16 protein-coding genes are annotated in these 19,537 nt (G+C 71.5%); 6 read left to right on the top strand and 10 right to left on the bottom strand.

The window, feature by feature from the left end; all coding sequences use genetic code 11:
- The first annotated feature begins 339 nt into the window (after window positions 1-339).
- A complete protein-coding gene (locus ACFWPQ_RS23300; protein ID WP_384037875.1) occupies window positions 340-1,326 on the top strand; it encodes a GlxA family transcriptional regulator in 987 nt (328 codons plus the stop codon).
- A gap of 64 nt (window positions 1,327-1,390) precedes the next feature.
- On the opposite strand, the gene ACFWPQ_RS23295 is transcribed toward ACFWPQ_RS23300, so the two are convergent.
- Entirely contained in the window at window positions 1,391-2,851 is a 1,461-nt protein-coding gene (locus tag ACFWPQ_RS23295) for a carboxylesterase/lipase family protein (RefSeq protein ID WP_384037871.1), read from the bottom strand.
- 112 nt (window positions 2,852-2,963) lie between these two features.
- Here ACFWPQ_RS23295 and ACFWPQ_RS23290 point away from each other — a divergent pair, with 112 nt between their 5' ends.
- Window positions 2,964-3,941 carry an AsnC family transcriptional regulator gene (locus ACFWPQ_RS23290; RefSeq protein WP_384037868.1) on the top strand — a complete coding sequence of 326 codons (978 nt, stop codon included), beginning with the start codon at window positions 2,964-2,966 and terminating at the stop codon, window positions 3,939-3,941.
- 63 nt (window positions 3,942-4,004) lie between these two features.
- On the opposite strand, the gene ACFWPQ_RS23285 is transcribed toward ACFWPQ_RS23290, so the two are convergent.
- Window positions 4,005-4,673: a DUF4360 domain-containing protein gene (locus ACFWPQ_RS23285; protein ID WP_384037865.1), complete on the bottom strand. Its 669-nt coding sequence runs from the start codon at window positions 4,671-4,673 to the stop codon at window positions 4,005-4,007.
- Window positions 4,674-4,853: 180 nt separating this feature from the next.
- Entirely contained in the window at window positions 4,854-5,312 is a 459-nt protein-coding gene (locus tag ACFWPQ_RS23280) for an RrF2 family transcriptional regulator (protein WP_383700372.1), read from the bottom strand.
- 73 nt (window positions 5,313-5,385) lie between these two features.
- On the opposite strand from ACFWPQ_RS23280, the gene ACFWPQ_RS23275 reads away from it, so the two are divergent.
- Window positions 5,386-8,379, top strand: coding sequence for a beta-galactosidase (locus ACFWPQ_RS23275; RefSeq protein ID WP_384037862.1), 2,994 nt, complete (start codon window positions 5,386-5,388; stop codon window positions 8,377-8,379).
- Window positions 8,380-8,450: 71 nt separating this feature from the next.
- On the opposite strand, the gene ACFWPQ_RS23270 is transcribed toward ACFWPQ_RS23275, so the two are convergent.
- The 5 genes from ACFWPQ_RS23270 to ACFWPQ_RS23250 all read right to left on the bottom strand — a co-directional run bounded on the left by ACFWPQ_RS23270 (window position 8,451) and on the right by ACFWPQ_RS23250 (window position 14,218).
- Window positions 8,451-9,962, bottom strand: a complete 1,512-nt coding sequence (locus tag ACFWPQ_RS23270; protein WP_384037859.1) for an alpha-N-arabinofuranosidase — start codon at window positions 9,960-9,962, stop codon at window positions 8,451-8,453.
- Between the two features lie 108 nt (window positions 9,963-10,070).
- On the bottom strand, window positions 10,071-11,042 hold the full coding sequence (locus tag ACFWPQ_RS23265; RefSeq protein WP_384037855.1) for an arabinan endo-1,5-alpha-L-arabinosidase: 972 nt from the start codon (window positions 11,040-11,042) through the stop codon (window positions 10,071-10,073).
- Between the two features lie 10 nt (window positions 11,043-11,052).
- Window positions 11,053-11,910, bottom strand: a complete 858-nt coding sequence (locus tag ACFWPQ_RS23260; protein ID WP_384037852.1) for a carbohydrate ABC transporter permease — start codon at window positions 11,908-11,910, stop codon at window positions 11,053-11,055.
- A complete protein-coding gene (locus ACFWPQ_RS23255; RefSeq protein WP_384037849.1) occupies window positions 11,907-12,863 on the bottom strand; it encodes a carbohydrate ABC transporter permease in 957 nt (318 codons plus the stop codon). Before ACFWPQ_RS23255 ends, ACFWPQ_RS23260 begins: the two co-directional genes overlap by 4 nt.
- Window positions 12,860-14,218, bottom strand: coding sequence for an extracellular solute-binding protein (locus ACFWPQ_RS23250; protein ID WP_384037847.1), 1,359 nt, complete (start codon window positions 14,216-14,218; stop codon window positions 12,860-12,862). The genes ACFWPQ_RS23255 and ACFWPQ_RS23250 overlap by 4 nt, the downstream gene beginning before the upstream one ends.
- A 264-nt stretch (window positions 14,219-14,482) precedes the next feature.
- Here ACFWPQ_RS23250 and ACFWPQ_RS23245 point away from each other — a divergent pair, with 264 nt between their 5' ends.
- From ACFWPQ_RS23245 to ACFWPQ_RS23235, 3 genes are read left to right on the top strand one after another with little or no spacing between them, the layout of a single operon-like run.
- Window positions 14,483-15,106: a toxin-antitoxin system, toxin component family protein gene (locus ACFWPQ_RS23245; protein WP_384037844.1), complete on the top strand. Its 624-nt coding sequence runs from the start codon at window positions 14,483-14,485 to the stop codon at window positions 15,104-15,106.
- Window positions 15,103-16,341, top strand: coding sequence for an MAB_1171c family putative transporter (locus ACFWPQ_RS23240; protein WP_384037841.1), 1,239 nt, complete (start codon window positions 15,103-15,105; stop codon window positions 16,339-16,341). Before ACFWPQ_RS23245 ends, ACFWPQ_RS23240 begins: the two co-directional genes overlap by 4 nt.
- Window positions 16,338-17,732: an NAD(P)/FAD-dependent oxidoreductase gene (locus tag ACFWPQ_RS23235; protein ID WP_384037838.1), complete on the top strand. Its 1,395-nt coding sequence runs from the start codon at window positions 16,338-16,340 to the stop codon at window positions 17,730-17,732. The genes ACFWPQ_RS23240 and ACFWPQ_RS23235 overlap by 4 nt, the downstream gene beginning before the upstream one ends.
- Before the next feature lie 165 nt (window positions 17,733-17,897).
- Here the strand turns inward: ACFWPQ_RS23235 and ACFWPQ_RS23230 are convergent, their stop codons facing one another.
- The gene (locus ACFWPQ_RS23230; protein ID WP_384037836.1) at window positions 17,898-18,749 is read right to left on the bottom strand and encodes an SMP-30/gluconolactonase/LRE family protein; all 852 of its coding nucleotides are present in this window, start codon (window positions 18,747-18,749) and stop codon (window positions 17,898-17,900) included.
- Complete coding sequence (locus ACFWPQ_RS23225) at window positions 18,746-19,519, bottom strand: IclR family transcriptional regulator (RefSeq protein ID WP_384037833.1); 774 nt, start codon at window positions 19,517-19,519, stop codon at window positions 18,746-18,748. The genes ACFWPQ_RS23230 and ACFWPQ_RS23225 overlap by 4 nt, the downstream gene beginning before the upstream one ends.
- Window positions 19,520-19,537 lie beyond the last annotated feature (18 nt).

The following is a 19,537-nucleotide window of genomic DNA, read 5'->3' as shown; positions in this document are numbered from 1 at the left end:
GCTCCGATACAGGATGTGCACAGCGCGGGGCGTTTCTTGATCGACCAGCGGATCCCGGCCGGACACACGTTCTCCCGACAGCCGTCTTGTTCTCGGCACTTGGGGCCGAGGCCCCACGTTCACGCGCCCGGATCGAACAGCTTCCAGTTCCCCTCGGAGACGACCTCGACGCCGCCGTCGGTCACTCCCGGTCATGGGACTGGGAGACCGACCGCCGATGAAACACCAAGGCCCGCTCGGATCCCCACACGGAGTCGGTGAGGAGCAGCTTCAGCGAGCCCCCGCGGAGCAGGGTCACTGTGCGATGGCAGGATAGGCCATGAGCGATAGAATTGTGCCATGTCCGTTGCCGTCGGCTTCCTGCCCACCCGCCCCCACCGGGTCGTCGTGCTCGCCCTCGACGGGGTCTACCCCTTCGAGCTGGGGATCCCGAACCGCGTCTTCACCTGTGTTCCCGGCGCCTACGACGTGGTGACCTGTGCGGCGACGGAGGACCGTACGGTGGCGACCAACGCGGACTTCACGGTCACCGTCGGGCACGGGCCCGAGGCGCTGGAGAGCGCGGACACCGTGGTCGTGCCGCCGTACGACATGGCGCGGATCGCGGAGGAACTGCCCGGGCCCGTCGCCGCGGCGCTGGCGCGGATCCGGCCCGGCACCCGGATCGTCTCCATCTGCACGGGGGCGTTCGCGCTCGCGGCGGCCGGGATGCTCGACGGGCGTCCGGCGACGACGCACTGGGCGCTGGCGCCGCGGTTCCGCCGGATGTTCCCCCAGGTCGCCCTGGATCCGGACGTGTTGTTCGTCGACGACGGGGATGTCCTGACCTCGGCCGGGGCGGCCTCCGGTGTCGACGTCTGCCTGCACGTGGTGCGCTCCGACCACGGCAGCGCGGTCGCCAACAGCGTGGCCCGGCAGTGTGTCGTACCGCCGTGGCGGGACGGCGGCCAGGCGCAGTACATCGAGCAGCCGGTGCCGGACGAGGGCACCACCGGTACGGCGGCCACCCGGGCGTGGGCGCTGGAGAACCTGGAACGGCCGCTCGCCCTGCACGAGTTGGCGGAGCATGCCCGGATGAGCCGGCGCACCTTCGCCCGCCGCTTCCAGGAGGAGACGGGGACGAGCCCGGGGCGCTGGCTGATCCAGCAGCGGGTGCACCGCGCCCGCCACCTCCTGGAGAGCAGCGAGCTGTCGGTCGACCGCATCGCGGCCGAGGTCGGCTTCGCCACGGGCACGTCACTGCGGCAGCACCTGCACGCGGCGATCGGCGTCTCCCCGCAGACGTACCGGAACACGTTCCGGGCCACGGCGGCGAGCAGGGTCTGAGCGGCGGGCAAGGTCCGAGCGGCGGGCGCGGACGCGCCGGGGCCGGGTGGGTCGTCGTCCGGGTTCAGGCGAAGTGGCGGATGCGGGCGGGTGTCGCGGGGGCGTACGGGAGCCAGTCGTGGACCGAGCCGGTCCTGACGAACTCGGCGACCGCGGTGCCGAACTCGTGCCCCAGGGCGCGCTGGGAATCCCCGACCCGGCCGAGCATCGGGCTGTCCGGGTAGGCGTCGAAGGTGTTGAAGAGGAAGGGCAGTTCGACGCAGTGGGCGGCGCCGAGGGAGTGCGGGTCCTCGGCCGGGCGGTAGTCGAACTCGTAGACGTGGGTCGCGTTGCCGCCGGCCGCGTGGTGGTCGGCGATCTGCAGCGAGCCGTCGCGGAAGAGCGCGTCCGTGCCGATCGCGGTGAAGATCTGCGCGGGGGTGCCCTGCGGGAGCCGGGCGGCGTACGCGTCGTAGATCTCCCGGGCCCGGTCACCGGCCTGGGCGGCCAGGAGGTCCAGCACGCCCGCGGCGGTGAGGCTCTGGATGCGCGGGTCGAAGGCGAAGAAGGACGTCGCCTCGTCGGCGGTGGTGCCGATGAGCAGCGGCTTGCCCTCCAGGGCGCCGTCGGTGAGCGCCCGCTGCCAGGTGCGGGGCATGCCGGGGGCGCCGAGCACCGGGTACATCGGCGGGGCGGCGTTGCCGGGGCGCGCGATCTGGACGGCGAGGCGTCCGTAGGCGGACAGCAGTTGCTCGGCGGGCAGGGCGCGCAGGGCCTTCGCGGTGTCGGTGCCGGCCGGGACGCCGAGCAGGCGCAGGTAGGCCTCGGCGTTCTCGGCCGCGTCCTCGGGGTCCTGCGGGGCCAGGCCGAAGGGGCCGCTCTGCACCAGCACCCGGTCGACGAAGCCGGAGGTCTGCGGGTCGAGCGCCAGGGAGAGGGTGGAGTAGGCGCCGGCCGACTGCCCGCCGACCGTCACCTCGCGCGGGTCGCCGCCGAAGGAGGCGATGTTGTCCCGGACCCAGCGCAGCACTGCGGCCTGGTCCTGGGGGCCGAGGTTGGCGGCGCCGATCTCCGGGAGGTAGAGGTAACCCAGCGGTCCCACGCGGTAGTTGGCGGTGACGACCACGATGTCGCCGAGGGCGGCGAGGCGGCCGCCGTCGTACCAGTCCCAGCCGCCGGAGCCGCTGGTGAAGCCGCCACCGTGCCACCAGACCAGGACCGGGCGGGACGCGCCGTCCGTCAGGGCCCCGCGCGGCGCGAAGACGTTGACGGTGAGGCTGCCGTCCTCGTTCCAGTCCGGCGTGCGGTGTCCCATCACCTGCTCCAGGCGGGACGGGCCCTGCGGGACGGCGGGCCCCGACCGCACGGCCTCCCGCACCCCGGTCCATCCCGGGTGCGGCCGCGGCGCGGCGAACCGCAGCTCACCGACCGGCGACGCGGCGTACGGGATGCCCCGGAAGGAGACCGCCCCACCCGCCCCGCCCGCCGCGATTCCCTGGACCTTGCCCCGGTCCGTGGCCACGACCGGGTTCTCGATGTCCGCCATGGTGCTCACCTCTCTCGGTTCGGTTGCGATGTCACCGATCCTCACCGGGAGCACGGAAACGAGCCAGAAAGTGGGCGTCGAATCGCGAATACAGGCCATATGATCCATGAATATGGAGAAAGCACGCCATCAGCTGGACGAGACCGACAGCCGGATCGCCGCCGCGATGCTGGCCGCGCCGCGCGCCTCGTGGCGCACGGTCGGCCGGGTCCTCGGGATCTCGGAGCGGACCGTGGTCAGACGGGCCGCGCCGCTCTACCACGACGGCACGCTGCGGGCCACGGCCGTCCGCAACCCCGTGTGCTTCCCCGACCTGATCCCGCTGGCCCTGCGCATCCGGTGCAAACCCAACCGGATCAGCGCCATCGCCGCCACCCTGGCCCGCCGCCCCGACACGATCTGGGTGGACGTCCTCGGCGGCGGCGACGAGATCTGCACCATCCTGTTCCTGGACGGCCCGGACGCCCGCAACAACCTGCTGCTGCGCGACCTTCCGGCCACCGCCGCGGTCCAGTCGTGGACCTCGCACGCGTTGCTGCGGGTCTTCCCGGCCGGCTTCGGCTGGAGCGGCGGCCTGCTGTCGGCGGAGGAACTGGCCAGTCTGCGCCAGGAGCCGCCGGAGGCCGCCCCGCGGCCCTCGCTCGGTCCCGCCGACCACCAGCTGATCGCCGGACTGGTCGAGGACGGGCGGGCCTCCTACACGGAGCTCGCGCAACGCGCCGGCATCAGCGCCCTGACCGCCCGCCGGCGCCTGGAGGCGCTGGCGGGCGGCCTGGTCCTGAGGCTCGCGACCGAGGTGGATCTCGCCCGGCTGGGCATCCGTACCGAGGCGCTGCTGTGGATGACGGTCGCCCCCGGCCGTCTGGAGGAGACCGGCCGGCGGCTGAGCCGCCATCCACAGGTCCGCTTCGCCTCGGCCACCACCGGCTCCGCCAACCTGCTCGTGGCCGTCGCGGCGACCGACCTCGACGCGCTCTACCGCTTCCTGAGCGACACGATCGGCGCCCTGGAACACGTCTCCACGATGGAGGTCACGCCGATCCTGAGCGGGGTCAAGCGGACCGGACTGGTCCGGCCCGGGAGCCTGTGACCGACCCCGGAGCCGGGGGCCGGACCACCTGGCCGGACTACTCGGCCGGGCCACCTGGCCGGGCTACTTGGCCGGGCACTGCTTCCAGGCCAGGTGGTAGACGGTGCTGATCTCGCCGTCGGTGGAGTCCATGGTCATGAAGCTGACCTTGCCGGGGTTCGCGCTCCCGGCGTTCACCCGCAGCTCCGTGTTGATGTTGAAGTTGCGCTGCACCCCGCAGGGCGCCCAGACCAGCTGGGCCCAGTCGGTGGTGTCGGTGGCCTGCCAGTTGTCGTTGTAGGGGCCGGTGAAGGGGTGGTTGGCGAAGGCGGTGTTCGAGGAGCCCTGGAAGTAGTACGAGGCGCGCTGGGTGCCGATGGCGCCCGGCTGGAGCGAGGCGAAGCCGCGGTAGTCGGCGCTGGCGATGGCGTAGGTGAAGCCGCCCGGCACGTGAACGACCAGGTTGAGCTGGCAGTTGCGCCGGAAGGCGGTGGGGTCGGAGTTGCCGCCGGCCTGGGCGAGATAGGCGCTGTAGGTGACGGTGAAGGCCTCGTTGTCCTCGGACACGGCCACGGCGGTGGTCCCCGCCGGACAGCCGGAGCCGTTCACCGTGGCGACGTTGATGACGATCTTGTCCGGCGGCGGGTCGTCGAAGACGGGCGACGACGAGGCCTGGGCCTGAGCGGGCAGCCCGGCGGTGAGCAGCGCGGCGAGCGCTCCGCCGAGCAGGAGTCCGTGTCTCCTGGATCCCATGGTTTCTCCGGTTCGGTGATCGAGTGGGGGGTTGCACCCGCGGCCGTCCGTAGTTCATCTTTGAAGAAACTGTGAGTTTCCTGTGAAGACCGGGGCGCTCGAATCGTAGGAACCCCCACGCGAACCGGTCAGGGCGAACTCCGGCCATTCACAACGCCGGATTTCACACCCCGTCGAGGCTCACGGGTTCTCCCAGGCCGCCGGTTCCGCCGCCAGTGCCCGGACCGGATCCGGCAGGGCGTCCGCCGCGATGTCCGCCACCGTGACACCTTCGAGGATCTTGCGGACGTTGGCGCGCAGGGCGATCCACAGGGGCAGCAGCGGCTGGGCGGTGCCGGTGTAGGCCAGCCCCGTCGGGCGTTCCCCCCGTACCGAGACGATCGGGCCGTCCACCGCGCGGATCAGGTCGGCCACGGTGATCGCGGACGCGTCCCGCGCCAGCCGGTAGCCGCCGCCCCCGCCGCGCCGGCTGTCGACGATCCCGGCGCGCCGGAGGTCACCCAGAATGCCCTCCAGGAACTTGTGCGGAATTTCCTGCGCACCGGCGATCTCCTCCGCCTTCACAGGGCCCTCCCCCTGCCGTACGGCGAGCTCCAGTACCGCCCGTACCGCGTAATCCGCTCGTGCCGAGATCCTCATGCGTCCATTGTGGGGCGTCCTCCCGTGGAGAATGGCCGGACCCGCGCCCCGTAAGATCGCCCGGGAGGATCCCTTGGCGCTCAGCAGACGTACCTTCAGTGCCCTCGCCGGCTCGGCCGCGCTCGGTTTCGCCCTGGGCGGCAGCGGCGGGCCGGGAGCGCCCTCGGCGTACGCGGCGCGCAGCGTGCCGACCGGTCCGGCCCCCGCCGCGCCGCACGCGGACGGGCAGCGGCACACGATCGGCTACGACCACTACTCCCTCCTCGTCGACGGCCGGCGGCTGGTGGTCTGGTCCGGCGAGCTGCACCCCTTCCGGCTGCCGAGCCCGTCCCTGTGGCGGGACGTCCTGGAGAAGATGCGGGCGCACGGCTACAACACGGTCAGCATCTACGTGGCGTGGAACTACCACTCCGCCGCGCCCGGGACGTACGACTTCACGGGCGTACGCGACCTCGACCTCTTCCTCCGTACGGCGGCCGAGACCGGGATGTACGTCATCCTCCGCCCCGGCCCCTACATCAACGCCGAGGTCGACGCCGGCGGCTTCCCCGGCTGGCTCACCGCCACCGAGGGCGCCGCCCGCTCCACCGACCCCACCTACCTCGGCCACGTCGACGAGTGGCTGACGGCCGTCAACCGCATCGTGCGCCGCCACCAGCTCACGGACGGCGGCGGAACCGTCCTGCTCTACCAGATCGAGAACGAGTACGACGGCCACGTCGCCGACCCGACCGGCCCCGCCTACATGTCCCACCTGTACAAGAAGGTGCGGGCCGACGGCATCGACGTCCCCCTCTTCCACAACGACAAGGGCCGCAACGGCTACTGGATCCCCGGCTCCTTCGACACCGGCGGCGAGACCGGGAAGTGGCTGTACGGCTTCGACGGCTACCCCTCCCCCTCCCAACCCCCGCCGGACTGGGGGGACTTCGGGATCGGCGGCCTCAAGGGCGGCGCGACCGCGAGCCCGCGTACGCCCGGGTTCGTGCCGGAGTTCGGGGGCGGCTGGTTCGACCCGTGGGGCGGGGTCGAGTTCGGCGGCAAGGGGTACGCCGAGTCCCGGCGCACCCGGGACGCGGCCTACGAACGCCGCTTCTACCTCACCAACCTCGCCAACGGCCTCACCCTCCACAACGTCTACATGACCTACGGCGGCACCACCTGGGGCTGGCTGCCGGCACCGGTCGTCTACACGTCGTACGACTACGGCGCGGCCATCGACGAGGCCCGCAACGTCACCCCGAAGATCGCGCCGATGCACCAGCTCGGCCACCTCCTGCAGCGCGTCCCGGACTTCGCGAAGCTGGACCGCGCGGCCGACGTCCACGTGGCCGGGCTGAAGACGTACCACCTCACCAACCCGGACACCCAGGCGCACTTCTACGTCCTGCGCAACGACGGCGACGGCGAGGTCACCTCCACGCTCCGCACGGCCGCCGGCGACGACGTCGAGCTGACCGTCCCGGCCCACGACGCCCGGCTCGTCACCGCCGGTCTCTCCCTCGGCAAGCGGAAGCTGCGCTACTGCACCGCCCAGCCGATGTTCGTGCTCACCGCCGGCCGCCAGGACATCGCCCTGTTCACCGGCCGGTACGGCGAGATGGCGCACCTCGTGCTGGAGTGCCCGACCGAGCCGTTCGTCCAGCGCCTGGACGCCGAGGCGGCCTGGGTCTACGACCAGGGCGTCCTGCACGTGACCGCGCCGCTCGGGCAGGGCGGGCTCACCCGGGTCCTGGTCCAGCGCGGCGACAGCGACACACCGCTGCTGCTGCTCTTCGCCGACGACGCGACCGCCCTGCGGCTGTTCCCGTACGACACCCCGTCCGGCACGCTCCTCGTCTACGGCCCGGCGCTGCTGCGCCACGCGAAGGTCAGCGGGCCGACCGTCGAGCTCACCGGTGACACGGTCGGGGCGACCGGACTGGAGGTCTGGGGACCCCGCGGGATCGCCTCGGTCACCTGGAACGGGCGGCCGGTGCCGACGCGGGTGAGCCTCTCGGAGAGCCTGGTCGCCCTGTCGGACATGCCGGGGGCGCCCCGGCCGGCGCTGCCGGTCCTGGACGGCTGGCGCCGGAAGGCCGAGAACCCCGAGTCGGCGACCGGCTTCGACGACTCGGCGTGGACGGTCGCCGACAGGAAGACGTCGTTCAGCACGACGGCGGTCCCGGCGGGTCAGCCGGTGCTCTTCGCCGACGACTACGGCTTCCACTACGGGGACGTCTGGTACCGGGGGCGGGTGGACGGTGACCTGTCGGACCTGGAGTCGGTCTCCCTCGCCTACAGCACGGGCACCCAGGGCATGCTGATGGCCTGGCTGGACGGGGTGCCGCTGGGCTCGCACCGGATGCCGGTGCCGGACGCGAAGACGGTACGGAAGGGGAGTTGGGCGGCCACGGCCGAGTTCTCCCTCGCCGGGTTGAAGAAGAAGCTGAAGAAGAAGCAGCGAAGGAAGCCGGAGCATGTGCTGTCCGTGCTGGTGCGGCGGATGCAGCACGACATGGACGGCGGCTCGCTGGACACCCACAAGGTGGCGCGCGGTCTGACCGCCGTCTCCTTCAAGGGAGCCTCGCCGAAGGTGGGTTGGCGGATCCAGGGGGCCGCGGCGCCGGATCCGGTGCGGGGGCCGCAGAACAACGGAGGGCTGTACGGGGAGCGGGAGGGATGGCACCTGCCCGGTTTCGCGGACGGTGAGTGGGAGGCGGTCTCGCTTCCCCGCTCCGACAAGGGGATGGGGGTCACCTGGTACCGGACCGGGTTCCGGATGTCCGTGCCGGGCGGGGTGGACGCGTCGGTGGGGCTGGTGCTGGAGGACGATCCGGCGCGGGCCTATCGGGTGCAGATCTTCCTGAACGGGTGGAACCTCGGGCAGTACGTCAATGACGTGGGGCCGCAGCATTCGTTCGTGCTGCCGAACGGGATCTTGCTGACCCGGGGTTCGAATACCTTGGCCCTGGCCGTGCTTTCGGATGGCACGTCCGAGTTCGGTCCTGGTGCGGTACGGCTTGAGTTGCTGGGGAGTGCGGCCGGAGGAGTGGAGGTTGTGGGGGTGGACTCCCCCGGCCGTTAGCTGCGGGTTGTGTGTGGTTGCCCGCGCAGTTCCCCGCGCCCCTAAAAGCAAAAAGAAAGGGGCGCTGACCCTTACGTCAGTCGGATCACGTTCCAGGACAAGGGTTCGAGGACGGCACTCAGCGTGCCGTCGTTCAGGGATGTGCCCTCGGCCGGATGAGGAGTCACCCGCTCGGGTTCCTCCAGGGTGTTGCGGGCGTCGGGGTTCTCGTCCGACAGGACGCTGTGTTCCGCCACGGACGTCAGGCCGAGTCCGCTCAGGGCCACTTCCAGGGGCAGCGCCTCCGTCCTGCTGCGGTTCACGGCGAAGACCGTGACCGTGCCGTCCTCGGCCCTGACCGCGGTCGCGTGCAGCAGGCTCGTCTCGCCGTACTTCTTCGTGTCGTACGTCGGTGAGTCCACGCGTACGTCCAGGACCTGCCCCCTGCCGTACCGGGACGCCTGGGCGAAGGGGAAGAACGTCGTCTGGCGCCAGGCCGGGCCGCCGGGCTCCGTCATGATCGGGGCGATGACGTTGACCAGCTGGGCCAGGCAGGCCACCGTGACGCGGTCGGCGTGGCGGAGCAGGGCGATCAGGAGGGAGCCGAAGACCACCGCGTCCAGGACGCTGTAGTTGTCCTCCAGGAGGCGGGGGGCCTCGGGCCAGTCCCGCACGTCGGAGTTCTCGATCGCGTGCCACTTCGAGGTGTACCAGACGTTCCACTCGTCGAAGGAGAGGTTGATCTTCTTCTGGGACTTCAGCCTGGCGCCCACGTGATCACAGGTGGCGACCACGTTCTCGATGAAGGACTCCATGTCGACGGCGGAGGCCAGGAAGGAGTCGAGATCGCCGTCCTGGGGCTCGTAGTAGGCGTGCAGGGAGATGTAGTCGACCAGGTCGTACGTCTCCGCGAGGACCGTCGCCTCCCACTCGGCGAAGGTCGGCATGGACTGGCTGGAGGACCCGCAGGCGACCAGTTCCACGGACGGGTCCATCTGGCGCATGGCGCGGGCCGTCTCGGCGGCGATGCGTCCGTACTCCCCGGCGGTCTTGTGGCCGGTCTGCCAGGGGCCGTCCATCTCGTTGCCCAGGCACCAGAGCCCGATGCCGAAGGGGTCCTTGTCGCCGTGGGCGGCGCGGAGGTCGGACAGGGCGGTGCCGGAGGGCTGGTTGGCGTACTCCTGGAGTTCCAGGGCCTCCGCCACGCCCCGCGTGCCGAGGTTGATCGCCATCATGGGCTCGGCCTGCGGGCCGACCTTCTTCAGGAAGGCGATGTACTCGGAGAGGCCGAACCGGTTGGTCTCCGTCGACCGCCAGGCGAGGTCGAGGCGGCGGGGGCGGTCCTCGACCGGGCCGACGGAGTCCTCCCACTTGTAGCCGGAGACGAAGTTGCCGCCGGGGTAGCGGAGGGTGGTGACGCCGAGCTCGCGGACCAGGTCGAGGACGTCCGTGCGGAGGCCTTCGGCGTCGGCCGCGGGGTGGGTCGGCTCGAAGATGCCGGTGTAGACGCAGCGGCCTAGGTGCTCGACGAAGGAGCCGAAGAGGCGGGGGTTGACTTCGCCGATGGTGAAGGCGGGGTCGAGGGTGAAGCGGGCGGTGCGCAATGTTCGCCTTTCGGGGGTGGGTGCCTTGTGTTTCGTGGGCGGGTGCGGGTGGTTCGTGGCTGGGCGCGCCCACGCGGCGGAGCCGCGAATGGACACAGCCCCGCGCCCCTAACGCAAGCTGGGCCAGCCGTCCTTTGTCCAGCTCAGTGGGTTGAGCCCGAGCTTGGGCGTGCCGTTGTCGTCTGCGTCGTAGTAGTGGTACGCCAGCCAGGTCCGGCCGTGGGTGCGGAAGGTCGACTCGCCGCCCGGGCCGATGTATCGGCCGTGGGAAGAGAGGAGGAGGTCGCCGCCGCCCTCCAGCATCGGCTTTCCTGTGCTGTCCACGTACGGGCCCGTCACCGTCGTCGAGCGGCCCACTCTGATCTTGTAGGTGGAGTTCACGCCGGCGCAGCAGGCGTCGTAGGACGCGAAGAGGTAGTAGTAGCGGCCGTGGTGGAGGATCGAGGCGCCTTCGACGGCGTAGGGGGCGTCGGGGCGGGTGGCGAGGTGGGCGACCGTGGTGCCCGGGATTGCCTTGCCGGTCGTGGGGTCGAGTTCGACCATGCGGATGCCGGTCCAGTAGGAGCCGAACGCCATCCAGAGCTTGCCGTCGGCTCGGGTGATCGCCGGGTCGATGGCGTTCCAGGAGTCCGTCGTGTCGGAGGTGAAGGCTGCGCCGTGGTCGGTCCAGGTGCCGGGGAGGCCCGTCGGGGAGGTGGCGACGCCGATCGCGGAGTGGTTGGTGCCCCAGGAGGAGACGGCGTAGTAGAGCCAGTAGCGGCCGTCGCGGTAGGAGAGGTCGGGGGCCCAGGGGTCGGCGGTGGAGTTGTAGTCGTACCACCAGCTCGGGGGTGTGGTGAACGCGTTGCCCGCGTCGGTCCAGTCGTGGAGGTCGGTGGAGAGGCGGGCGCCGATGATGCCGCCGGTGGAGTAGGCGACGTACTGGCCGTTGCTGAGGTGGTGGACGGTGGGGTCGTGGATGATCTGCTGGCCGGTCAGGGGGAGGGGGTCGGGGTAGGTGGCGGCGGCGGAGGGGGTGGTGGGGAGGAGGGCTATCGTCGCGGCCGCGAGCAGGGCGGCGAGTCTCGGGAAACGCTTCAACTCCGGCTCCTCACTGGCCGGCCAGGCCCGTGTGGGCCACGCCGCGCACGATCTGGCTCTGGAAGAAGGCGAACACGACGATCAGCGGGAGGCCCGCGATCAGGCCGCCGGCCATCAGCTGCGGCCAGACGATGCCGAAGGCGTTCTGCACGGTCGCGATGCCGTTCGGCATCGTCATCAGGTCGGGGTTGTTGGTCACCATGTACGGCCACAGGAAGTTGTTCCAGGAGGCGATGAAGGTGAAGATGCCGACCGCCGAGAGGGCCGGCTTGGAGAGCGGGAGGACGATCGTGAAGAAGATGCGCCAGCGGCCGGCGCCGTCGATGAAGGCGGCCTCCTCCAGTTCCCTGGGCAGGGCCTGGAAGAACTTGTAGAGGATGTAGACCATCGCGGCGGGTGCGCACTGGGGCAGGATCATGCCCCAGTAGGTGTCCACCATGCCGAGCGACTGGACCGTGGTGAACAGCGGGACGCCGAGGATGGCCGGGGAGAACATCAGGCCCGCCATGGTGAGCGAGAGCAGGACGCCCTTGCCGCGGAACTCGGTGCGGGCGAAGCCGTATCCGGCGAGGGACGCGACGAGCAGCACGATGAAGGTCACGCAGACCGAGACGACGACCGAGTTCACGAACCAGTCGGGGATGTTGCCGGCGTCGAAGATGCCCTTCCAGGAGTCCCAGGTGACGTGGTCCGGGATCCAGTGCGGGGAGGCGACCGACTCGGTGGAGGTCTTCAGCGAGGTCGACAGGGCCCAGAAGAGCGGGGCGATCCAGAGGAGGGAGAGGGCGGCGGCGAGCAGTGTGAGGGCGATCTGGGCGGGGGTCCAGGTGGAGCGCGGTGTGCGGAGCGGGGGTGTCGGGGTGCTCATCGGGCGGTCTCCTCACGGGTGCGCAGCAGCCACATCCGGGCCAGGGCGACGGCCGCGACGATGATGAAGAGGATCATGGAGATCGCGGAGGCGTAGCCCACGCGGTAGCTGGTGAAGCCCTGCTCGATCATGTACTGCACGAAGGTGCGGGTGGAGTTCTCCGGGCCCGAGCCGAACTGGAACATGATGACGACCTGGTCGTAGACCTGCAGCGAGGCCAGGATCTGGAGCGCGACGACCAGGCCGGTGATGTTGCGCAGGTTCGGGACCGTGATGTGGAGCATGCGCCGGAAGGCGCCCGCGCCGTCCAGTTCGGCCGCCTCGTAGAGGTGTTGCGGGATGTTCTGGAGGGCGGCCAGGTAGAGGAGGAAGGAGAAGCCGACGGTCCACCAGAGGGTGGCGACAACGCTCGCGAGCAGCGCCGTGGACTTCTGGGTGAGCCAGGGGGTGTCGAGGCCGAGGGTGTGGTTGACCAGGCCGTTGACCGGCTGGAAGAGCCACCACCAGAGATTGGCGACGACGGCCGACGGGAGCAGGAACGGGGCGAAGAAGCAGAACCGCCACAGCCACTTGAAGTGGACGGTGTGGTGGGCGATCAGCGCCATCAGGAGTGCCATGACGACGATCAGCGGGACCACCCAGAGGGTGAACTTGACGCTGTGCCACAGGGACTGCCAGACCAGGTCGTCCTGGAGGGCCTCGCGGTAGTTGTCCAGGCCGATGAAGCTCGTGTGGTCGCCGGAGATGTTGGCGTCCGTGAGGGACAGGTAGAGGCCGCGGACTATGGGGACCAGGACGAAGAGGCCGTACAGGACGAAGAACGGGGTGACGAACCAGCCACCGTGCTGGAGGCGGCGGCCCCAGCGCAGGCGCAGGGTGCCGGTGGCGGAGGCGGGGCGTGCCACGCGGGTGACGGCGGCGGGGGCGGCCGTGGTGGAGGCGGTGGAGCTCATGCGGTGGCTCCCTTCAGCTCCTGGGCGGCGGTCCTGCCGTCCATCGGGTTCCTCGCGTCGAGCAGTGCCTCCAGGGCGCTCTTCATGGCGCGGGCGGTGGCGTCCGGCTTGGTGGAGCCGAGGTTGGAGCCCGCGATCAGCGGGCCGACCCGCTTGGAGAGGGTGCCGGTGGAGCCCGCGAACCAGATGTGCGGCTCGGTGGCGAGGTGCCGCATCGCGTCCTGGGAGTACTCGCGCTGCGGCGAGAGCTTCGTGTACGCCGGGTCCTTGAACGTCGGCAGGTAGGCGGGGACGTGGCCGCCCTGGGCCCAGGTCGCCGCGTTCCTCACCAGGTAGGCGGCGAGCGCGTAGGCGCCCTCGTTGGCGGCGCCGCCGCGGCCGGCCTGGTGGGGCAGGACGAAGGAGTGGGACTCGGCGTGGGTGCCGGGGGTGCCGAAGACCGGGGGCAGGGGCGTGGCGCCGTAGTCGAGCTTGGCGGGGGTGTAGACCGGGACCGACCAGTCGCCCTCCCAGACGAAGGGGGCGCCGGCCAGGAACATCGCGGCGTCGTCCGAACCCGCGATCGCGTAGCCGTCGGTGACGTGCTTGCGGAAGAACTCCAGGACCCGGGTGGCCTTGTCGGTGTCGAAGACGACGCCGGTCTGGTCGGCGTCGAAGTAGCCGCCGCCGAGCTGCTGGTAGAAGGCGACGAAGAACCACCAGGAGAAGTTCTGGTCGTTGGCGTGCATGCCGAGGGTCTGCAGGCCGCCCTTGAGCTTCGCCTTGGCGGCCTTGAGCATGGCGAACCAGTCGTCCTCGGAGGTGGCGTGCGGCAGCCTGCCGTCGGCATCGAGCAGGCCCGCCTTCTTGCAGACGTCCTTGCGGTAGAAGTTCAGCTGGACGTGGACGTCCAGGGGCAGGGCGTACAACTCGCCGCCGACGATGCCGCGTTTCCACAGGGTGGGGTTGAAGTCGGCCTCGTGGACGCCGTGTTCGGCGAGGAGGCCGATGTCCCAGGGGTCGAGGAGGCGCCCGGGCGCGAAGCCGGTGACCCGGCCCTGGTGCATGACGGCCAGGTCGGGGGCGCGGTTGCCGGCGGCCGCCATGGCGAGCTTGGTGTAGTAGGGGTCGCCCCAGGTGAGCGTGGACGCCTTGACGTCCGTGTCCGGGTGGGCCGCGTGGAAGGCGTCCACCATGGCCTGCATGTTGGCGCCGTCGCCGCCGGAGAAGAGGTTCCAGTAGCGGACGCGGGTGCGCGCGCTCGATGTCAGTGCGTCGGCGCCGGTGCCGAGGGCCGCGAAGCCGAAGCTCGCCGCCACCGCCAGCCCGCCCGCCGTGCCCAGTAGTCGCCTGCGACTGAGGCCAGGTCGTCCCATGCCATTGCCTGCCCTTGCCTTCGGGATCCGTCGTGCTCGTGATCGCGCCCGTCATTCTTGTTCGATATATCGTCTCCTGCTCGTAACTTCGAACGGGACCGTAAAATCGAAGCGCTTGCGCGTCAATGGGTCCGGCGCGACTTTCCTGCATCGAGCAGTTGTTCTCGTGTGAACTACCGCTCGAACTACCGCCCCCGGACGCGTAGTCTCGGACGGGCCGACGCAGCGCGGTGACCGCCGTCGGGACGGTGCGAAGGGGGAGCGATGGACTTGGCCGGCGCGCGGCACCGGTGGGCCCGGATCGCCGCGAGGCTGCGGCGTCCCCGGCCGGACACGGGGATGCGCCGGCTCGCCGCCGGACTCACCGCCGCCGTCCGCGCCCGGCCCCGGCCGCCGGCCGGGGCGCACGAGGTCTGCCGGGCCCTGTGCGAGGAGATGACCGCACTGCGCGGCGGACGGCCGGTGGAGCTGCGGTTCGAGCGGTTCCCGGACGAGATCGAGGTCACCGGACTGTGGGTGGAGTTCCAGGACTTCGATCTGGTCATCGTCGAGGAGCGGGCCGCGGCCGTGCAGCAACTGGTCATCCTCGGGCATGAGTTGTGGCATCTGCACGCCGGCCACCGCCAGCAGCACGGGGCCGGCCCGGCAGCGGTCCGCGCGCTGGCCGGTCAACCCGACTGGCGGGACAACGCGTTGACGGTGGCCGCGCGCAACGGCTCCCGCGCGGCCGACGAGGCCGAGGCAGACGACTTCGGGTACCGGCTGGCGACCGCCCTGAGGCCGTACGTGGAGAGTCCGTGCCGCCCCGCGCTAGACCCCCTGCGGCCCCCGCCCGACCCGCTCCAGCGGTCCCTCGGCTACCGCGGGCACGGTGGAGCGGCACGGTGACGCCCACCTCGTCCGCGCTGGAACCCGCACGGTTCCTCAGCGACTTCTACATCTCCTTCTGGATCCCCACCGCGGTGCTGACCATCGCCCTGGTGATCAAGCTGCCCAGCATCATCCGGCTCTGGCGCGACCCGCTGCTGCGTGCGGTCGGCGGCCTGCTGCTGCTCGCCTGCGGGGTGTTCGTGTTCTGCACCCCGTCGACGATCGCCGCCGTGAACCGGTGGACCGGCGTCACCAACATCTCGGCGCCCTGGTGCTATTCGCTGCTCACCGCGTTCTGCGGCTCCTGTCTCCTGCTGATCATCGTCTGGCGCAACGGCCTCTCCGACCGCTCGGCCGCCACCCGGCGGGCGATGCGCTGGGTGATCGCCGTCTACTCCGGGGTGATCGCCGCCCTGTGGCTGCTCTTCGCGCTGGCCGACGCGCCCGTGGAGCGGCTGCAGGACCTGGACACGTACTACGCCAACACCCCGTTCATGCGCGAGGAGATCCTGCTCTACCTCGTCGCCCATTCGATCGCCTGCCTGATCACCTCATGGCTGATCTGGAACTGGGTGCGCACCGAGGGCCTCGACGCCTGGCTGCGCTGGGGACTGAAACTGCTCGGCGTCGGCTACGTCCTGAACCTGATCTTCGACGCGGCCAAGCTGACCGCGGTCGGCGCCCGCTGGTGCGGCCGCGACCTGGACTGGCTCAGCACCGACCTGGCCCCGCCCGTCGCCGCCCTGTCCGCGATCAACATCGCCGTCGGCTTCATCCTCCCGCACGCCGGCCAGTACCTGCACGACCGCTGGCGGGTCCGGCTCGCCCATCGCGAACTGCGGCCGCTGTACCAGCTGACCCGGACCGTGCACGGCGACGGCGTCCCCTTCCTGTTCCGCGCCACGCCCGAGCTGCGGCTGACCAGGCGGGAGACCTTCATCCGGGACGTACTGCTGCCCCTCACCCGGCACATCGACGGGGATCTCGACCGGCGCTCCTACGATGCCGCGATCGACCTCGGCCACCCGCCCGACCGGGCCCGGGCGCTGGCCTCCGCGGTCAGCATCCTGAGCGCCGTCGAGGCCCAGGGCCTTACCCCCGAACCCGCCGACACGGCCGGCGGCCCGGACGCCACCCACCTCCTCCAGGAGATCGGGGCGGTGTCCCGGGTCCTGCGCCGCCCCGACGAGATCGAGGCGGTCCGCATGCGCGCGGCCGTCACAGCCATCCCCCGCAGAGAGCTCCGTCCATGAGTAATCGCACCGCAGTCGTCCTCGGCGGCTCCCTCGCCGGCCTGCTGGCCGCCCACGCCCTCGTGCCCTTCGCGGACCGGGTCGTGGTCGTCGAACGGGACGCACTGCCCGTCGGCCCCGAACCGCGCAAGGGGCTCCCGCAAGCCCGGCACGTCCACCACCTGTGGTCCGGCGGGGCACGCGCCCTGGAGGGGCTGCTGCCCGGCACGGTAGAGCGGCTGCGGGCGGCGGGCGTGCGGCGGCTGCCGGTGACCACGGACATGGTGGCGCTCTCCCCGCAGGGCTGGTTCCGGCGCTGGGACGAGTCGGCGTTCGTACTGCCGTGCAGCCGGGACCTGCTGGACTCGGTGGTACGCGAGCAGGTGCTGGCCGACGACCGGATCGAACTGCTGCCACGCACCGAGGCGGTGGCGCTGACCGGCACGCACCTCGCGGTGACGGGGGTACGGCTGCGAGCGCTCGACGGCGGCGCGGAACGGGAGCTGGCCGCCGACCTGGTCGTCGACGCGACCGGCCGCGGCTCCCGCACTCCGGCCTGGCTGACCGAACTCGGGCTGCCCGCACCCGCGTTCCGTGAGGTCGACTCCGGTATCGCCTACGCCAGCCGGCTGTTCCGGGCCCCGGAGGAGGCCGCCCGGGCCGGTTTCCCCATCGTCCACCTCCAGGGCAGCCCACAGGGCAGCCGTCCGGGCCGCGGCGGCGTCCTGATGCCGATCGAGAACGGCCGGTGGCTGGTCACCCTGTACGGTCGCCGGGACGGCGCGCCGGGCGCGGACGCCGACGACTTCCTGAGATACGCCCGGGACGAACTGGCTCACCCCGTCATCGCCGAACTCCTCACGAACGCCGAGCCGTTGACCGGCGTCACGGTGACGCGCACGACGGCCAACCGGCGCCACTTCTACGAGCGCATGCAGGCCTGGCCGGAGAACCTCGTCGTACTCGGCGACGCGGTGTGCGCGCTGAACCCGGTGTACGGGCACGGGATGTCGGTGGCGGCGCAGGGGGCACTGGCGGTGCGGAACGTGCTGCAGCGTCGGGGCTGGGCTTCGCCCGGACTCGCCTCCTCGCTCCAGAAGGCGGTGAGTCGGCCGGTGCGGGCGGCGTGGGACCTGTCGACGGGGCTGGACGTGTTCTACCCGGGCGCGACGGAGGGCGGGCCGACCCTGCGCGAGCGGCTGGCGCAGGCGTACGTGGGGAGGCTGATGTACACGGCGACCGGGAACGGGCGGATCGCGCGGCGGGTGACGGATGTGACCGCGCTGGAGCGCGGCGCGGAGGTGCTGATGGCGCCGAGTGTGGTGCTGGCGACGGTGCTGGGGCCGCTGAAACCGGCGTTGACCGGACCGCCGTTGACCGCGGAGGAGCTGAAGGCGGCGGGGGTTCTGTAGCCGCGGCTGGACAGCGCCCCGAAGGGGGCGCGGGGAACTGCGCGATCAGCCCCCACTCGCCCGCAGGCGAACGACGGCCCTGCCGCGCCGGGCAGTCGACCGTCTGCGGCGCCGTCGTGGCTGGTCGCGCAGTTCCCCGCGCCCCTACGGGGCGCTGTCGAAAGGTCAGCCCTGGAACGCCGGTTGGGCCACGCCCTTGCCTGCGCCCGGGATCACCAGCAGGGAGCCCGCCGTCGGATGCGGGCGGTCCAGCCCCACCCGGGCGGTCGTGACGTACAGGTCGGTCAGGTCGGCGCCCCCGAAGGCACAGGCCGTCGTGAGCGTGGCGGGAAGGGTGATGACCCGGTCCAGCTCGCCCTCCGGCGTGTAGCGGTGCACCGCTCCCCCACCCCACAGCGCCACCCACACACACCCGTCCGCGTCGACCGTCAGCCCGTCGGGGAAGCCGGCGCTCTCCTCGACGGTCACCAACGGGCGGCGGTCGACGGGGAGTCCGTCGACATGGTCGAAGACGTCCACCCGGCGGGTCGGTGTGTCGACGTAGTAGACGCGGCGGCCGTCCGGGCTCCAGCCCGTGCCGTTGCTGACCGTGACGTCCGGCAGCAACGTCGTCACCGTGCCGTCGGGCGACACCCGGGACAGCGTGCCGCCCCCGGTCGCCTCGTCGTAGCGCATCGTGCCGGCCCACAGGGAGCCGTCGGGGGCGACGGCCGCGTCGTTGGCGCGGCGGCCCGGTACCGGCTCGCGGTGCAGCCAGCGGAACGTGTCGTCGGGGTCGAGGAGGCCGACGCCGTCCCGGAGGTTGAGGACCAGGCCGCCGCCCGCGCGCGGCTTGACCGCGCCGACGTGCTGTTCGGTGGTGCGGATCGTGCGCCGGCCGGTGGCGGGGTCGTACGTGTGGACCCGTGAACCGAGGACGTCGATCCATATCAGGCGGCCGGCCGCCGCGTCCCACGTCGGGCCCTCGCCGAGCGTCGCCTCCGCGGCGACCGCGACCTCGTACGCCGTCGTCGTCATGCCACGCTCCGGTGGCCGAGGCGCTCGGAGAGCTCGGCGGCGCCCTTGGCCGCGAGCTGCTCCAGCTCGTCCCGCCGCTCGTCGCTCCAGCGGATCATCGGGACGGAGATGGACAGGGCCGCGACGACCTGGCCGGTACGGTCACGGACCGGCGCGGCGACGCAGGACACGTCCGGGTTGGACTCGCGGCTCTCCACGGCGACACCGCGCGCACGGATCTCGGCGAGGGCCTCGCGCAGGGCGCCCGGCTCGGTGATGCTGTTCGGGGTCATCGCGACGAGGTCGGCGTCGTCCGGGATGCGCGCGGTCAGCTCCGGCTCCGGCAGCGAGGCCAGCAGCATCTTGCCGACCGAGGTGCAGTGGGCGGGCAGCCGGCGGCCGGCCGCGGAGACCATGCGGACCGCGTGCGTGGAGTCGACCTTGGCGATGTAGATGACGTCGGTGCCCTCGAGGATCGCCACGTGGACGGTCTCGTCGCAGGTCTCGGCGACGGACCGGGCGACCTGCTGGCCCTCGGCGGCGAGGTCGAGCTGCTCGGCGTATCTGCTGCCGAGCTGGTACGGGCGGACACCGAGCCGGTAGCGTCCGGGCTGTCCGGGTACGGGCACGATGTACGACCGGGCGGAGAGCGTGGTCACCAGCTCGTGCACGGTGGTCCGCGGCAGCTGGAGTTTGCGCACTATGTCGGGGGCGGAGAGGGTCCCGTCCCCGTCCAGGAAGAGCTCAAGAATGTCGAGAGCCCGGGTAACGGCAGGCACGAGGCGTCCCACGTCCGGCCCCCTCCCTTG

It is taken from the genome of Streptomyces sp. NPDC058464, assembly GCF_042721035.1.
GTDB lineage: Bacteria > Actinomycetota > Actinomycetes > Streptomycetales > Streptomycetaceae > Streptomyces.
This window is presented reverse-complemented; position numbering and strand designations above follow the sequence as displayed.

Coding starts and splice junctions, on each gene's coding strand:
- ACFWPQ_RS23300 (WP_384037875.1), top strand. CDS start 340: ATGTCCGTTGCCGTCGGCTTCCTGCCCACCCGCCCCCACCGGGTCGTC.
- ACFWPQ_RS23295 (WP_384037871.1), bottom strand. CDS start 2,851: ATGGCGGACATCGAGAACCCGGTCGTGGCCACGGACCGGGGCAAGGTC.
- ACFWPQ_RS23290 (WP_384037868.1), top strand. CDS start 2,964: ATGGAGAAAGCACGCCATCAGCTGGACGAGACCGACAGCCGGATCGCC.
- ACFWPQ_RS23285 (WP_384037865.1), bottom strand. CDS start 4,673: ATGGGATCCAGGAGACACGGACTCCTGCTCGGCGGAGCGCTCGCCGCG.
- ACFWPQ_RS23280 (WP_383700372.1), bottom strand. CDS start 5,312: ATGAGGATCTCGGCACGAGCGGATTACGCGGTACGGGCGGTACTGGAG.
- ACFWPQ_RS23260 (WP_384037852.1), bottom strand. CDS start 11,910: ATGAGCACCCCGACACCCCCGCTCCGCACACCGCGCTCCACCTGGACC.
- ACFWPQ_RS23255 (WP_384037849.1), bottom strand. CDS start 12,863: ATGAGCTCCACCGCCTCCACCACGGCCGCCCCCGCCGCCGTCACCCGC.
- ACFWPQ_RS23250 (WP_384037847.1), bottom strand. CDS start 14,218: ATGGGACGACCTGGCCTCAGTCGCAGGCGACTACTGGGCACGGCGGGC.
- ACFWPQ_RS23245 (WP_384037844.1), top strand. CDS start 14,483: ATGGACTTGGCCGGCGCGCGGCACCGGTGGGCCCGGATCGCCGCGAGG.
- ACFWPQ_RS23235 (WP_384037838.1), top strand. CDS start 16,338: ATGAGTAATCGCACCGCAGTCGTCCTCGGCGGCTCCCTCGCCGGCCTG.
- ACFWPQ_RS23230 (WP_384037836.1), bottom strand. CDS start 18,749: ATGACGACGACGGCGTACGAGGTCGCGGTCGCCGCGGAGGCGACGCTC.